The sequence below is a fragment of the Phycicoccus sp. genome, from assembly GCF_035325325.1.
Taxonomy (GTDB): domain Bacteria; phylum Actinomycetota; class Actinomycetes; order Actinomycetales; family Dermatophilaceae; genus Phycicoccus.
The window spans coordinates 198,852-213,949 of the sequence record NZ_DAOLAC010000001.1; the positions used below are offsets into that span (position 1 = coordinate 198,852).

Genomic DNA, 15,098 nt, shown 5'->3' on the forward strand with positions numbered 1-15,098 from the left:
AGCGTCCCCTGGGTCTGGGCGCCGCACCAGTCGAGCGGTACGGGCGGGACGACGTGCGCGGCGAGCTCGTTCTTCACGAGGAGGTTGCCCACCTGCGGCCCGTTGCCGTGCGTGACGACGAGCTGGTGGCCGGCGGCGACGAGCCGCGCGGCGGCCTCCATCGCGCCGGTGACCGCCTCGATCTGCGCACCGGGGGTGGCGCTGCCGTCGGGCCCGGTCATCGCGTTGCCGCCGAGGGCCAGCAGGACCCGCATCGCTCACCTCGTTCCGCACTCGATCCGCACTCGTCCCGGGCGGGGTGCCCGGGCTTCGACCCTAGGGACGCCGGGTGCGGCGTCGCGTTGTCAGGTTCTGCCCAAGGGGGGTCGCCGGCTTGGGCAGGCGGGCGCACCGGACGGGCCGTCGGTCAGAGGGCGCGCCAGCGGTCGTGCCGGGCGGTGAGCCGCGTCGTCCGGTCGAGGGCCGCCAGCTCGGCCAGCTCGTGCCGCACCGCCTGGGCCAGCCGGCGGCAGAACGCCTCCGGCTCGTCGGCGGCGTCGGGGTGCTCGGCGACGACCCGGTCGACGATGCCGGCGCGCAGCAGGTCGAGCGAGCGCACCCGCTGCTGGTCGGCGAGCTCGGCCGCCCGGTCGGTCGTGCGGTGGAGGATGGCCGAGGCGCCCTCGGGCGGGAGCGGCGAGAGCCACGAGTGCTGGGCGGCGAGGACGCGGTCGGCCGGCATCAGCGCGAGCGCCCCGCCCCCGGTGCCCTGGCCGAGCAGGACGCACACGGTCGGCACCGGCAGGGTGACGAGCTCGGCGATGCTCCGGGCGATCTCGCCGGCCATCCCGCCCTCCTCGGCCTCCTTCGACAGGGCCGCACCGGAGGTGTCGATGAGGCTGACGAGCGGCAGCCCGAGCTCGGTCGCGAGCCGCATCCCGCGCCGCGCGACCCGCAGCCCGGACGGGCCGAGCGGCGCCTCGAGCGCCTCGGCCCGCCGGTCCTGTCCGAGGACGACGCAGGTCGCGCCGTCGAACCGGGCGAGGGCGAGGAAGAGGCTGCGGTCCCACTCGCCGGAGCCGGTGCCGAAGAGGGGCAGCACGTCGGAGGCGCCGAGCTTGAGCAGGGTGCGCACCCCGGGGCGCTCGGGACGCCGCGAGCGGGTCACCGACTCCCACGCGGGGACGTCGGCCAGGGGCTCCTTCGGCACGTCGGGCACCGGGGTCAGCACGCGGGGCGCGGCGAGGATGGCGAGGAACCGGCCGGCGATGTCGGGGAGCGCCTCGACCGGCAGCACGGCGTCGAGCAGTCCGTGCGCGTAGAGGTTCTCGGCGACCTGGACGCCCTCGGGGAACGGCTCGCCGTAGAGCGCCTCGTACACCCGGGCGCCGAGGAAGCCGATCGTCGCCCCCGGCTCGGCGACCGTCACGTGCCCGAGCGAGCCCCACGACGCGAGGACCCCGCCGGTCGTCGGGTGGCGCAGGTAGGTGATGTAGGGCAGCCGCGCCGCCTTGAACGCCGCGACCGCGCCGGAGATCTTGACCATCGTGACGAACGCCGGGGTGCCCTCCTGCATCCGCGTGCCGCCGGACGCCGGGGCGGCGAAGAGGGGGATGCGCTCGGCCGTCGCCCGCTCGAACGCCGCGGTGACCCGTTCGGCGGCGGCCCGGCCGATCGAACCGGCGAGGAAGCGGAACTCGCCGACGACCACCGCCACCCGGTGGCCACGGATGCTGCCCTCGCCGGTGACGATCGCCTCGTCGGTGCCGGCCCGCTCGGCGGCGGCCTCGAGCTCGCGCGCGTAGTCGCTGCCGGCCTCGGCGACCGTGAGGGGTGCGGTGTCCCACGAACGGAAGCTGCCCTCGTCGAGGACGGCGGCGAGCAGCTCGTGGGCGCCGGGCCGGTGCGGCCGGGTCGGCGCGGTCGGTCGCTGCGCGTCGCCCATCAGGCGCCGCCGTCGGCCTGCTGCGCCGTGCCGGCCGACTCGTCGACGTCGGCGGAGTCGAGCCAGGCGCGGATGGCGGCACCGTGCTCGCCGAGGCCCGGGGGCGGGAGGTGCGTCGAGCGTCCGCCACCGAAGGCGTTGTCGTCGAACCGGATCGGGGGACCCGGAAGCTCGATGCGGCCGAGGACCGGGTGGTCGACGCCGATGACGAGCCCCTGCGACCGGGTCTGGTCCCAGTCGTAGACCTCGTCGATGCTGCGCACCTTGCCGGCCGGGATGCCGAGCTCGGCCAGCCGCGCGAGGAGGTCCTCGGCGGCCCACGACCCGAACGCGGCGTCGATGACCTCGACGAGGTGCGCCCGGTTGCCGACGCGCAGCGCGTTCGTCGCGAGCAGCGGGTCGTCGGGGTCGATGCCGAAGGCCTCGGCGAAGCGCACCCAGAGGCCCTGGGACCCGACGGCCACCTGCACCGGGCCGTCGCTGGCGTGGAAGAGGCCGTAGGGGGCCAGCGAGGGGTGGTGGTTGCCCTGCGCCCGGCCGACCTGCCCGGCGACCGTGTACGCGGTGCCCTGGAAGGCGTGGACGCCGACGACCGAGGCGAGCAGCGAGGTGCGCACGACCCGTCCGCGTCCGGTCAGCTCGCGCTCGCGCAGCGCCGCCGCGACACCGAACGCGCCGTGCAGCCCGGCGAGCAGGTCCCCGATGGGCACCCCGACGCGCTGCGGCTCCTCCGGCCCCGGTCCGGTGACCGACATGAGGCCCGCCTCACCCTGGGCGATCTGGTCGTAGCCCGGCCGGCCGCCCTCGGGGCCGTCGTGGCCGAAGCCGCTGATCGAGAGGACGACGAGGCCGGGGTTGAGGTCGTGCAGCCGCTCGACGTCGAACCCGAGCCGGTCCAGGACCCCGGGCCGGAAGTTCTCGACGAGGACGTCGGCGTGCCGGACGAGCCGGGTCAGGGTCGCGCGGCCGTCGTCGGACTTGAGGTCGAGGACGATCGACTCCTTGTTCCGGTTGCACGAGAGGTAGTACGTGGAGACCGGGTCGTCCTCGGGGCCGACGAACGGCGGCCCCCAGCCCCGGGTGTCGTCGCCGGTCGGGGACTCGACCTTGACCACGCGCGCGCCCATGTCCCCGAGCAGCATCGCGGCGTGCGGGCCGGCGAGGGCGCGCGAGAGGTCGACGACGGTGATGCCGTCCAGGGGTCCGGTCGGTCCGGCGGGTCCGGTCACGGCGGCGTGCTCCTCGGCCTCGGGGTGGGGGACGCCGCCAACCTAGCCGCCGGCGCGGGGGCGCCCATCGTCGTCCCGGGCCGGTGGGTCGGGTCCCGCGCTGTCACCTTCTGCCAGTCACGATCCGTAGGGTTGAGCATTCGCTCAAATTGAGCATATGCTCAAACCATGACCGACGAGCCGGCGTCCGGCGCACCATCCGCCCTCCGACCCGACGGCGAGGGGCCCGGGCGGTCGCGGGTCCTGCTGCTCTGCGTCATCGTCGGGCTGGTCGGGCTCTCGGGGGTGGCGCTGACCGCGGCGACCGACCGCCTCGACTCCGCCCTCCTCTTCGTCGGCGTGCCGTGCCTGCTCGCCCTCGGCGTCGGGCTGGTCCGCGGACGCGGGGGCTGGGGCACGGTCTTCCAGGTCGTGACCGTCGTCCTCCTGCTCGCCTCGGCCCTGCTCCAGGAGGCCGCGGTCTGCGTGCTGCTCGCGGCTCCGCTCGTCTACGGGGTGGCTGCCCTCGCCTACGGCCTGGTCCGGTACGGGGAGCGGGAGCGTGGCTCGCTGCTCGCGCTGCCCCTCCTCGCGGTCGTCGCCCTCGAGGGGGTCGTGCCGGGGGCTCGCGTCCATCCCGACCAGACGGCCACCGCCACTCGGGTGCTGGCCCCCACCTGCGCCGAGCTGGTCACGGCCCTGGACCGCGGACCGCGGATCGCCCCGGATGTCGACCGCGGCCGGCTGCTCCACCTCTTCCCGTACCCCACGCCGACGGCCGCGGACGGGACCGGGCTCGAGCGGGGCGACACCTGGCGCCTCGCCGTGGCCGGCGGGACGCTGACCACCCGGGTCGTGGCCCGCACGGCGCGCTCGGTCGACTTCGTCGTCGACGGCGACACCAGCCGCCTCGAGCGCTGGGTGACCGTGCGCTCCGGGCGGCTCGCGTGGGCCGGCACGGCCGACGGGTGCCGGGCGACGATGAGCATCCGGTACGAGCGACACCTCGACCCGTCGCTCTACTTCGGGCCGCTGACCTCGGTGTTCATGGACGCGGGCACCGAGGCGTTCCTCGCCGGGCTGGACTGACCGACCGTGTCGGCCACCGTCCTGCGCAACCTCACCCTCCTGGGGCCGCTGCTCGTGGTGGTGGTCGCGGTCGTGGTGGGGCACCGGCGGGGTGTGCTCCGTGCCCGGGTGCCGGGAGCGGTCCTCGCGACGCTGCTCGCCTGGGTGGGAATGCTCGCGGTCGAGGCCGCCGGGGTGTGGTGGGCGTTCGCGCCGGGCCCCACGACGGTCCTCGGCCTGCCGCTCGAGACGAGCCTCGGCTGGGCGCTGGCCTGGGGTGCGCTGCCGGTGCTCGCCGGCGGGCATCCGGGCTTGTGGTGGTGCGGCTTCCTCTGGACCGACGTGCTCGTCGTCCCGCACCTGGCGCCACTCGTGCGGCTCGACCCGGACTGGCTGGTCGGCGAGGCGGTCCTCCTCGTCCTCGTGGCCGCGCCGGCCCTCGCCCTCGGTCGGCTGACCGTGCGGCGCCGCGGGCTCGCCGTGCGGGTCGTGCTCCAGGGGATGACCTTTGCGGGCCTGTTCGGGTGGGCGGCACCGACCCTCGCGCTGGCCCACGACGGGCTCGGGTGGGCCGACGTCGTCGACCATGGCTTCGTCGTCCGTGGCCTGCTCCTGGCCGCGGCGGTCGTCCTCGCCGTCCCGCCGCTGGCCGCCGTCGCCGAGCTGTGCCGGGTCGGCCGCGGCACGCCGTTCCCGTGGGACCCGCCGGAACGGCTCGTGGCGACCGGTCCGTACGCCTACCTCCACAACCCGATGCAGGCGGGCACGGTCGCGCTGCTGCTCCTCCTCGCGCTCGCGGCCGGCTCGCCGGCCCTGCTCGTCGGCGTGCTCGTGGCCGCCGTGTTCTCGGTCGCGGTGGCCGAGCCGCACGAGGGGCGGCTGCTCGCGGCGAGGTGGGCGGGGTACCGGGCGTACCGGCACGCGGTCCGCGGCTGGCTGCCGCGGTGGCGTCCGCACGTCGCGGACCCGGCGGTGCTGTGGGTGTCCGAGTCCTGCGGACTGTGCGCGAGCACCGGGCAGGCCGTGGTGCTCGCCGGGCCCCGTGGCGTGGAGGTGCGTGCGGCCGAGCGGGCTCCGGTGCAGCTCAACCGGATGCGCTTCTCGGCTGCGGGCGTCGACGACCGCGGGGTCGCCGCGCTCGCGCGCTGCCTCGAACGCGTCTCCCTGCCGTGGGCCTGGCTCGGCTGGCTCGTCCGGCTGCCGGTCCTCGACGTCGCGGTCCAGGCGGTCGCCGACGCCTGTGGCCTCGGTCCGCGGGAGCTGCCCCGGCCGGCCCGTACGGTGTCCCCGTGAGCACCACGACCCGGCAGGACCTCATGGACGCGGCGGTCCGGCTCACCGCGCGCGCCGGTGCCCGCGGGCTCACCGCGCGCGCCATCGGGGCCGAGGCCGGGGTCAACCAGGCGCTGATCTTCTACCACTTCGAGGGGGTCGAGGGCCTGCTCCGGGCGGCGTACGCCGCCGCGACCCGCGCGATGGTCGACGACTACGCCGCGGAGCTCGCGGCCGCGACGACCTTCACCGACCTGTACGCCGTCGGCTCGCGGCTCGGGGAGCGCTCGCGCGCGGACGGCAGCGCCGCCCTGCTCGTCCACGTCATGGCCGCGAGCCACCACGACCCGGAGATGGCGGCCGCGCTCGCCGACAGCCTCGGCACGTGGCGCGAGGTGGTCACCGAGGCCGTGCGCCGCGTCGTGCGCACGCACGGGCTGGACGGCGCGGTCGACGCCGACGGGCTGGCCGGCGCCCTCGCCGCGTCGACCATCGGGATGGTCACCGTCGACGCACTGCCCGGCGCGCCCCTCGGCCCGACCCTGCGGGCCGTCGAGCCGGTGCCGCGCATCGTCGACGCCATCGCGGCGCGCTTCCCGCGAGCCCTGGCCCGACGGATCGCCCGGGTCACCGCCCGCTGACCGCCGCGACGACAGGGAGGGGCCCCGACGTCGCCGAGGGGAGGCAACACGCAGACGGCGACGCCGGATGCCCTGCGTGTTGCCTCCCCTCGGGAGCCGGAAGGTCGGCGGGTCGGTCAGCGCGCTGCGGCCGTGGCGACGGTGTCGCGCCACGGCGTGGGGGAGCGGCCGAGCAGGGCGGCGAGGTCGGCCGGGTCGCCGACGAGACCGTCCTCGTCGTAGGCCGCGAACATCGCCCGGAGCGCCTCCCGGCGGACGGGGTCGAGGCCCGCCCCGGGCCCGGCCGCCCACGCGGCGGGGGTCGTGCGGACGATGCGGACCGGCCGGCCGAGGACCTCGGCCGCCTGCTCGACCATCGCGGCCGTCGTGAGGACCTCCGGGCCGGCGAGGTCGAGCACCTCGCCGCCGTGGCCCGGGTCGAGCAGCACGGTCGCGGCCGCCTCGGCGACGTCCCCGAGGGCCACCGTCGAGAAGGGCGACCCGTCCGAGTAGGGCAGCACGACCTCGCCGTCGAGCACCTGGGCCAGCAGGTTCTCGTGGTACGCGGCCGGGCGCAGCACCACGACCCCCAGCGCTCGCCCCACGTCGCCGGCTACGCCGCAGTACTCGTCGTGATCACGGCAGGTACTGCGGTGTAGCCCGCGCAGGATGCGCTCGGCCTCGGCCTTGCGGAGATGGTGCGGCATCCGGGGGTCGTCGGGGTGGAGGACCGAGTGGAAGACGAGGTGCGGGAGCCCGGTCACCCGGGCGGCAGCGGCGACCCGGCGCGCCATCCCGACCTCGTCCGGGTGCACGTTCGGGGCGAGGTGGTACGCGGCACGACAGCCGTCGAGGGCGGCCTCGAGGCCCGCCCCGGTGGCGAGGTCGACGGGCACCGCGTCGGTGCCGGCCGGGGCCGACGCCACGCGCCCGGGCCGGATCGCCGCACGGACCGGGACCCCGCGGGCGCGCAGCGCCGCCGTGACGGCCCGGCCGGTCTTGCCGGCGGCCCCGACGACGAGGACCGGTCCGCCCGTCGGTCCCGTCGGCACCGTCAGAGCCAGTCGACGTCGGCCGCGGCACTGCCGCCGGCGAGGCGCGCGTACCCGGGGCCCCGGTCGAAGAAGGGCTGCTCGCCCCGGGCCGAGCGCAGCTCGGCGCGCAGCGCGTCGGAGGCCTCGACGTCGACGACGGGCTCGTCCCTCGTCCCGGAGGCGACGACGCCGTAGTCGGCTCGCGCCCCCTCGAACGACACCTTGCCCCAGCGCAGGTCGCGCTCCACCTCGTCGTACGGCCGCTCGAGGGGGTCGCCCCAGCCACCGCCACCGGTCGTCCGGATCCGGATGACCTGCCCGGCGCGCACCGGCTCGGGGTCGGCGAGGGCGTCGACGGTGCGTTCGTCCGGCCCGCCGAGGTCGATGGTCACCTCGAACGGCCGGCCGGCCCGCCCGCCCTTGACGCCCCAGCAGGCGAGGATCGAGCGGTCGGCGATGGACATGAAGTGCGCGTCCTCGAGCATCCGGATGTGCTTCTCGTAGCCCAGGCCGCCGCGGTACCGCCCGGCCCCTCCGGAGTCGACGGCGAGGCCGAGGCGTTCGACCCGGAAGGGAAAACGGCTCTCGGTGAACTCGGTCGGCAGGTTCCGCGAGTCCGGGACGACGTGGATGGTGTCCTCGCCGTCGGCGTAGTAGCGCCCTCCGGAACCGCCGCCGAGCACCTCGCGCATGAGGTAGTCGTTGCCGTCGCGGTCCTTGCCGTAGACGCCCGTGTAACGGATCGTCTCCTGGTCGGCGGGCATCCGGCCGTCGACCGCCTTCGCGACGACACCGGCGAGCACGCCGAGCAGCCGCAGGATGACGAAGGTGCGCGCGTTCGTCGGCGCGGGGTACACCGGCGTCAGCAGGGTCCCCTTCTCCGGGAACCGCATCTCGATGAGCGGCACGACGCCCTCGTTGACGTCGAGCTCGGCCATCCGCTCGGGGGTGTCGGCGAGGTTGCGCAGGATCGGGGCGAGCCACTTCTTGAGGAAGTTGCCGCCGACGTAGTCGCCGCAGTGGTTGATGGGACCCTTGGCCTGCGCGCTCGTGCCGGTGAAGTCGATGACCAGCCGCGGCCCGCCGTCGCCGGGGCCGGGGCCCCCGGTCGAGGTCTTGGTCAACGTGATCCGCTGGGTGTGCAGCATCGGCTCGTCGACGCCGTCGTGCTCGGCGTAGTCCTCCCAGACGTACGTGCCGTCGGGGATCTTGTCGAGGACCTCGCGCCGGTAGGTCTCGGTGGTCGCGTCGAGGATGGCGTCGAAGGCCGCCTCGACCGTGTCGCGGCCGTAGCGGGCGAACAGCTCGCCGAGCCGCCGGGCCCCCATGAGGCAGGCGGAGCACTCGGCGTCGAGGTCGGCGGCCAGGCTGTCCGGCATCCGGCTGTTGCGGGTCATGATCCGCAGGGCCGCGCGGTTCGGGACGCCGCTGTCCCACAGCTTGATCGGCGGGACGGACAGCCCCTCCTCGAAGACGCTCTGCGCGCCGCTGGGCATTGACCCCGGGCAGGCGCCGCCGATGTCATCGTGGTGCCCGAAGGCCTGGACGAACGCGACGACCTCGCCCTCGTGGAAGACCGGCACCGTGACGCAGAGGTCGGGCAGGTGGCCGATGCCGCCCTCGGACTCGTAGACGTCGTTGTGGAAGAAGACGTCGCCCTCGTGCATCTCGGCGAGCGGGAAGTCGCGCACGACCGGGTGCACCAGCGCCGAGTACGAGCGGCCGGTCAGCTTGCGCAGCTGCCGGTCGTGGATGCCGGCCCGGAAGTCGTGGGCGTCGCGGATCATCGGCGAACGCGAGGTGCGCGCGATGGCCGTCTCGACCTCCATCTCGACGCTGGCCAGGGTGCCCTGGACGATCTCGACGAGGATCGGGTCGACGGCGCTGCCCGGCGCGGTGAGCCTGCCGCCGTGCTCGTACGTCGTCGGCAGCCCGGCCGGGTTGACCGGTGGGGTGGCGAGGTAGGTCTCGACGTCGACGGTCATCGGGTCGTCTCCTTGGTGAGGACGAGGTTGCCCCAGGCGTCGACGCGGACCGCGAAGCCGGGGTGGACGGGAACGGTCGAGCCGAACTCCTCGACGACCGCCGGGCCCGAGAAGGTGTCACCGGCGCGCAGGTCCGGACGCCAGAGGACCGGCGTGTCGACGTAGCCGGCGTCCGGGTCGAAGCACACCGGGCGCACCGACCGCTGCCCCGGCAGGCCGCCACCGACGGGACCCTCGCGCTCGGGGAGCGGCTGCAGCTCGGGTCGGGTGATCGGGCCGACGCCGGTGACCCGCAGGTTGACCCACTCGACGTGCTGGGTCGGGTCGTCCCGGAAGTCGTAGCCGTAGAGCTGGCGGTGCTCGTCGTGGAAGCGCGCGGCGACCTCCTCGGCCCACGCCGCGTCGACCGCACCCGCCCCGGCCGGCACCCGCACCTCGTAGGCCTGCCCGAAGTAGCGCAGGTCGGCGGTGCGGACGAACTCGTGCTGCTCGGGGGCGAAGCCCTCCGCCGACAGGGCCGCGGCGCCCCGGGCGGTCAGCCGGTCGAGCACCGTCGCCACCGCGCCGACGTCGAGGCCGTCGTGCCGCGCGACGTGGGTCTGCACGTAGTCGTTGCGGACGTCGACGGTGAGCAGCCCGAAGGCGCTGAGGTTGCCGGGGTTCTGCGGGACGACCGCCCCGGCGAGGTCGAGCACGTCGACGAGGCGGCAGGCGAGCAGCGAGCCCGAGCCGCCGAAGGTGGTGAGCATGAAGTCGCGGACGTCGAGGCCCCGCTTGACCGAGACCTGCCGGAGCGCGTTCGCCTGGTTCCACGCCGAGATCTCCAGCACGCCTGTCGCACAACGCTCCAGGTCGAGACCCAGCTTGCCGGCGAGGTCGACGAGCCCGGAGCGGGCGGCCTCGACGTCGAGCGGGATCTCGCCGCCGAGCAGGTGCGGGGGGATCCGGCCGAGGACGACGTGGGCGTCGGTGATCGTCGGCTCGGTCCCGCCGCGCCCGTAGCAGAGCGGCCCGGGGTCGGCCCCGGCCGAGTGCGGTCCGACCTTGAGCGTGCCCTCGGGCGAGACCCAGGCGACCGACCCGCCGCCCGCGCCGACGGTGACGACGTCGATCATGGGAATCTTGCTCGGGTAGGCGCCGACCGAGCCCTCGGTGGTCAGCGTCGGCTCGCCGTCGAGGACGACCGAGACGTCGGTGGAGGTTCCCCCTCCGTCGCAGGTGAGCACCTTGCCGAAGCCGGCCTTCTCGGCGATGAGGGCCGCCCCGAGCGCCCCGGCCGCCGGGCCGGACAGCACCGTCGTGATCGGCTGGTGCACGACCTCGTCGGCGGAGAGCACGCCGCCGTTGGACTTCATGACGTAGAACGGCACCGGTCGCCCGCCGGTGAAGCCGTCGAGCCGCTCGTGGATGTTCGTCACGTACCGGCTGACGTTCGGCTTGACCGCGGCGTCGACGAGCGTCGTCATCGCCCGCTCGTACTCGCGGTACTCGCGCAGCACCTCGCTGCTGATGGAGACGACCGCGTCGGGATGCTCGCGCCGGAGCACCTCGCGCATCGCGAGCTCGTGCTCGTCGTTCGCGTAGGCGTGCAGGAAGCAGACCCCGATCGTCGTGATGCCGCGCTCGCGGAAGAAGCGCGCGGCGGCGACGGCGTCCTCCTCGGAGAACGGGCGCACCTGCGCGCCGGTGACGTCGAGGCGCCCGCGCACGGTACGCACGGCGTCGGCGGGGACGATGCGCGGCGGCTTGACCCAGAAGTAGGAGTTGCCGTACCCGTCGGGCACGGCCTGGCGGGCGATCTCGAGCATGAACTCGTAGCCCTCGGTCGTCACGAACCCGAGCCGCTCGACCTTGCCCTCGAGCAGCTTGTTCGTCGCGACGGTCGTGCCGTGCGACACCGCGGTGAGGTCGTGCCCGGAGGCGCCCATCACCCCGAGGATCTTCTCGATGCCGGCGATGAACCCGTCCGCCGGGTTCGCCGGCGTGCTCGGGGTCTTGGTCGTCACGACCTCGCCCGAGTCCTCGTCGACGGCGACGACGTCGGTGAACGTGCCCCCGGTGTCGATGCCCACCCGGATGCGCCTGCGCTGCCCGTCGGTCATGGTGACGATCCAACCCGGCGCCGCCGGGCTGTCGCGTTGGCAGATGCTGCCGACGGACCGGGCATCCCCCGGCCATCCTCGCCAAGGGGCGGCGCGGTCAGGGGCGTCGGTCCGGCGCGACGACGTCGAGGTCGACCGGACCGTCGATGCCGGCGACCCGCGCCCGGCTGCTCACCTGCCACCACGCCCAGCCGTCGTCGGACGGGCGCAGGACGAGCCGCCGCACCCAGCGCTCGCGGTCCTCGAGCGCGGTGGGCAGCGGATAGCGCTCGGTGAAGTCGCCGAGGGCGTAGAGCCGGACCCGCTGGCCGGTGCCGGCCTCGACGGTCGAGACGAAGTCGGTGAGCCGGCGCTGGACCACCTCGGCCGGCGGGCGGGCCGCGCAGTTGCCGCTCAGCTCGAGGTCGACCACCGGCGGGAGCGAGGTCGAGGCGTCCGCGCCGACGGCCCGCAGCCGGCCCAGGAGGTTGGCGGCCTGCTCGGTGCCCTCCTTGCACAGCGTGAAGAAGTGGTAGGCGCCGACGCCGACGCCGGCCTCCCGGGCCGCCTCCCAGTTCTCGGCGAACCGGTCGTCGACGAACGTCGACCCCTCCGACGCCTTGAGGTAGGCGACCTCGATCCCGTCCCCGGCGACGGCCCGCCAGTCGATGCGGCCCTGGTGCACCGAGACGTCGATGCCGTAGCGCTCGCCGTCCTCGAGGGCGGGCCGGTAGTGGGGGAGCACCCACCGCAGGCCCGCCCAGCCGAGGGCGAGGACGAGGAGCACGGCGACGACCGCCGCCACGGCGAGTCGCAGGAGTCTCCGGAGCATCCGTGCAGGCTAGTCACTCCCTCGCGTCGGGTGCGGGGGTGGCAGCGACCGCCGCCTCGGTGGCCGAGCCGGTGAAGCGCTGGAGCAGCGCCTGGAGGTCGACGCCCGTCGTGTTCTGCAGCATCGCCATCGTCTGGGTCAGGTTGTCCGTCACCTGCTTCGGCAGCGCGGCGGCGCCGTCGGTGGAGACGACGGTCAGCTTGTCGATGGCCGCCATCGGCGCGGCGACCTCGCGCGCCACCTGCGGCAGGACCTCGACGAGCATCTGGAGGACGGCGGCCTCGTTGTACCGGGCGAAGGCGTCGGCGCGCTTGTTCATCGCCTCGGCCTCGGCCTGACCGGTCGCGAGGATGGCGCTCGCCTGCGCCTCACCCTCGGCCCGGGTCGCCTCGGCCTGGGCGACACGCAGCGCCTTGTCGGCCTCACCGCGGCGCGAGCCCTCGATGGCCTCGGCCTCGGCCAGCGCCGTCCGGCGGGCCTTCTCGGCCTCACCGGTGAGCCGGGCCTTCTCGGCGTCCGCCTGGGCCGCGGCGATGCTCGCCGCCTTGCGGGCCTCCGCCTCGGCGATGGCGGCGTTGCGCGAGGCCTCGGCCTCCTGCTCGACGCGGTAGCGGGCCGCGTCGGCCGGCTTGCGGACCTCGGTGTCGAGCTGGCGCTCCTTGAGCGCGGCCTGGCGGACGGCGACCTTCTCCTGCTCGGTGAGGATCGCCTGGTCGCGGTCGGCCTGGGCGAGCGGACCGGCCGCGGCGGCCTGGGCCTGCGCGGCGTCGGTCTCGGCCTTGATCTCGGCCGTCTTCAGCGCGAGCTGGCGCTGGCTGACCGCGATCTCCTGCTCGGCGACGATCCGCGCCTGCTCGGCGGCCTGCCGGGCGTTGGCCTCGGCGATCGCGGCGAGCTGGCCGACCTTGGCCGACTCGGGGCGGCCGAGGTCGGAGAGGTAGGTGCCGTCGTCGGTGATGTCCTGGATCTGGAAGGTGTCGAGGACCAGGCCCTGGCCGGTGAGCGAGGACTCGGCCTCGTCGGCAACCCGCTGGGCGAACGCCGCGCGGTCGCGGATGATCTGCTCGACGGTCAGCGAGCCGACGATCGAGCGCAGCGAGCCGGCGAGCGTCTCCTGGGTGAAGGTCTCGACCTCGCCCTGCTGGGTGAGGAAGCGCTGGGCGGCGGCCCGGATGGAGTCCTCGTTGCCGCCGACCTTGACGATGGCGACGCCGTCGAGGTTGAGCTTGACGCCCTGGCCCGAGACCGCGCCGCGGATCTGCACCATGATCCGGCGGCTGGAGAGGTCGAGGATGTGGAGGCGCTGGACGAACGGGACGACGAAGACGCCGCCACCCATGACGACCTTCTGGCCGGAGAGGTCGGTGGACATCTCGCCGGTCTCCGGGTTCTTCACCTCCTTGCCCTTGCGGCCGGTGACGATGAACGCCTCGTTCGGTCCGGCGACGCGGTAGCGCGAGGCGATGACGAGACCGGTGAGGACGACGAGGAGCACGAGCCCGAGGACGGCGACGAGGCCGACCGAGACGCCGAACATGGTTCCTGACCTTTCCGGGTGCGCGGTGGCACCCAGGGTGAACGGGGTGAGGAGATGGACGCGCCGCACGGTCCCCCGGTTCCGTGCGGCGGGTGGCTGTCGGGGTCAGTCCTGCTTGCGCGCGACCTTGACCGACGTCGGGCTGAGGACCGCGGTGACGACGACCGCCGCCCCGCTGGGCAGGGGCTCGTCGGCGCGGGCGTTGAGCCGCGTGATGTGCCCGGAGGCGACCACGCTGACCATCCCGTAGCCCTCGGTGGGGACCGGTTCGATGACGGTGCCGGACAGGCCGACCAGGCCGGCCGAGCGGACGTTCGCCTCGTCGCCGCCGCGCATGAGGCGCGTGCTCGCGTACCCGGCCCCCGCCCCCGCGGCGACACCGGCGACGAGCCCGGCGAGGATGGCGACCGCACTCGAGGCGCCGGCGTCGAGGACGAGGGCCCCGACGAAGCCGAAGGCGGCGAGGAAGCCGGCGACGGCCAGCCCGGACAGGGCGTCGGGTCCGACGCTGTCGAGGACGCCGTCGAGCAGGTCGCCGAGGACCAGCGAGACGAGGAGCAGGAGGATGCCCACCCCTCCGATGACGAGCATCGCGACCTGCATCGGTGAAGTCCTTTCCCGCCCCCGGGCCTCGATCGGGAGCGCCTCCTGCGCGGGCGCCCTCGTCGGCGAGCGTATCGGCTCGGACCACGGGCCCGTCGGCCGTCGGCGGAAACCGGGCCCGGCGGGTCTGGCGCGCGGGCCCGGCCGGTGCCACGCTGGGCCGGTGTTCGGTGACGCGGCCGCCTACGAGCGGTTCATGGGCCGGTGGAGCACGGCACTCGCGCCCTCCTTCCTCGACGCGGTCGCTCCGGTGCCCGCGCCCTCCTCGGCGTGCGACGTCGGGTGCGGGACCGGCAACCTCACCGCCGAGCTGCTGCGCCGGGCCCCGGACTGCCGGGTGACGGCGGTCGACCCCGCGCCGCCGTTCGTCGCGGCGGCCCGCGAGCGGCTGGGCGACGCGGTGCGGGTGCTCCCGGGCACGGCGGAGGCACTGCCCCTGGACGACGACGAGGTCGACGTCGCGCTCGCCCTGCTCGTGCTCAACTTCGTCCCCGACCCCGAGGCCGGGGTGGCCGAGATGGTGCGGGTCACCCGGCCGGGCGGGGTCGTCGGGGCCGCCGTGTGGGACTACGCGAGCGGGATGGCGATGCTGCGGGCCTTCTGGGACGCGGCGGCCGCCCTGTGGCCCGGTGCCGAGGACCAGGCCCTCGACCGGCCGGCGGGCAGCGGCGGTCTGGAGGCCCTGCTCACGCGCGGGGGCGTCGCCGACGTCGGCGGTGGTGTGCTCGAGGTGCCGATGCGCTTCGCCACGTTCGCCGAGTACTGGGACCCGTTCCTCGAGGGCATCGGGCCGGCCGGCGCCTACGTCGAGCGGCTCGGCGAGGTGCGGCGCGAGGAGCTGCGGGCCGAGCTGGAACGGCGGCTCGGGCCCGGACCGGTCGAGATGACCTCGACCGCGCGGTGGGCCGCCGGACGCGTCGCCGGCTGACGCGGA

General features: G+C 75.1%; 12 protein-coding genes and 1 pseudogene. 4 read left to right on the top strand and 9 right to left on the bottom strand.

From position 1 onward, the window contains the following. From PKA89_RS00940 to PKA89_RS00950, 3 genes and pseudogenes are all read right to left on the bottom strand, one after another. Positions 1–254: pseudogene (locus PKA89_RS00940) on the bottom strand (carbamate kinase); the annotation flags it as partial. 152 nt (positions 255–406) lie between these two features. Then, positions 407–1,924, bottom strand: a complete 1,518-nt coding sequence (locus PKA89_RS00945) for a carboxyl transferase domain-containing protein (protein ID WP_324415655.1) — start codon at positions 1,922–1,924, stop codon at positions 407–409. Further along, positions 1,924–3,153, bottom strand: coding sequence for a CoA transferase (locus tag PKA89_RS00950; RefSeq protein ID WP_324415657.1), 1,230 nt, complete (start codon positions 3,151–3,153; stop codon positions 1,924–1,926). The genes PKA89_RS00945 and PKA89_RS00950 overlap by 1 nt, the downstream gene beginning before the upstream one ends. 168 nt (positions 3,154–3,321) lie before the next feature. Here PKA89_RS00950 and PKA89_RS00955 point away from each other — a divergent pair, with 168 nt between their 5' ends. Genes PKA89_RS00955 through PKA89_RS00965 form a run of 3 tightly spaced genes read left to right on the top strand, consistent with a single transcriptional unit; the run spans position 3,322 to position 6,113 of the window. Further along, positions 3,322–4,221, top strand: a complete 900-nt coding sequence (locus PKA89_RS00955; RefSeq protein ID WP_324415659.1) for a hypothetical protein — start codon at positions 3,322–3,324, stop codon at positions 4,219–4,221. A 6-nt stretch (positions 4,222–4,227) separates the two neighbouring features. Beyond that, the gene (locus PKA89_RS00960; RefSeq protein ID WP_324415661.1) at positions 4,228–5,493 is read left to right on the top strand and encodes a methyltransferase; all 1,266 of its coding nucleotides are present in this window, start codon (positions 4,228–4,230) and stop codon (positions 5,491–5,493) included. Next, positions 5,490–6,113, top strand: a complete 624-nt coding sequence (locus tag PKA89_RS00965) for a helix-turn-helix domain-containing protein (RefSeq protein WP_324415663.1) — start codon at positions 5,490–5,492, stop codon at positions 6,111–6,113. Before PKA89_RS00960 ends, PKA89_RS00965 begins: the two co-directional genes overlap by 4 nt. A 116-nt stretch (positions 6,114–6,229) precedes the next feature. Here the strand turns inward: PKA89_RS00965 and PKA89_RS00970 are convergent, their stop codons facing one another. From PKA89_RS00970 to PKA89_RS00995, 6 genes are all read right to left on the bottom strand, one after another. Next, positions 6,230–7,144 (bottom strand): NAD(P)H-binding protein, encoded by a 915-nt coding sequence (locus PKA89_RS00970; protein WP_324415665.1) that lies wholly within the window; start codon positions 7,142–7,144, stop codon positions 6,230–6,232. A 2-nt stretch (positions 7,145–7,146) separates the two neighbouring features. After that, positions 7,147–9,111: a hydantoinase B/oxoprolinase family protein gene (locus tag PKA89_RS00975; protein ID WP_324415667.1), complete on the bottom strand. Its 1,965-nt coding sequence runs from the start codon at positions 9,109–9,111 to the stop codon at positions 7,147–7,149. Further along, positions 9,108–11,213 (bottom strand): hydantoinase/oxoprolinase family protein, encoded by a 2,106-nt coding sequence (locus tag PKA89_RS00980; RefSeq protein ID WP_324415669.1) that lies wholly within the window; start codon positions 11,211–11,213, stop codon positions 9,108–9,110. Before PKA89_RS00980 ends, PKA89_RS00975 begins: the two co-directional genes overlap by 4 nt. A gap of 97 nt (positions 11,214–11,310) precedes the next feature. Further along, complete coding sequence (locus tag PKA89_RS00985; protein WP_324415671.1) at positions 11,311–12,024, bottom strand: GH25 family lysozyme; 714 nt, start codon at positions 12,022–12,024, stop codon at positions 11,311–11,313. 13 nt (positions 12,025–12,037) lie between these two features. Continuing rightward, positions 12,038–13,561: an SPFH domain-containing protein gene (locus PKA89_RS00990; RefSeq protein ID WP_324415673.1), complete on the bottom strand. Its 1,524-nt coding sequence runs from the start codon at positions 13,559–13,561 to the stop codon at positions 12,038–12,040. A gap of 105 nt (positions 13,562–13,666) precedes the next feature. Further along, positions 13,667–14,164 (bottom strand): hypothetical protein, encoded by a 498-nt coding sequence (locus PKA89_RS00995; protein ID WP_324415675.1) that lies wholly within the window; start codon positions 14,162–14,164, stop codon positions 13,667–13,669. A 163-nt stretch (positions 14,165–14,327) separates the two neighbouring features. On the opposite strand from PKA89_RS00995, the gene PKA89_RS01000 reads away from it, so the two are divergent. Then, positions 14,328–15,092, top strand: a complete 765-nt coding sequence (locus PKA89_RS01000) for a class I SAM-dependent methyltransferase (protein WP_324415677.1) — start codon at positions 14,328–14,330, stop codon at positions 15,090–15,092. Positions 15,093–15,098: the final 6 nt, after the last annotated feature.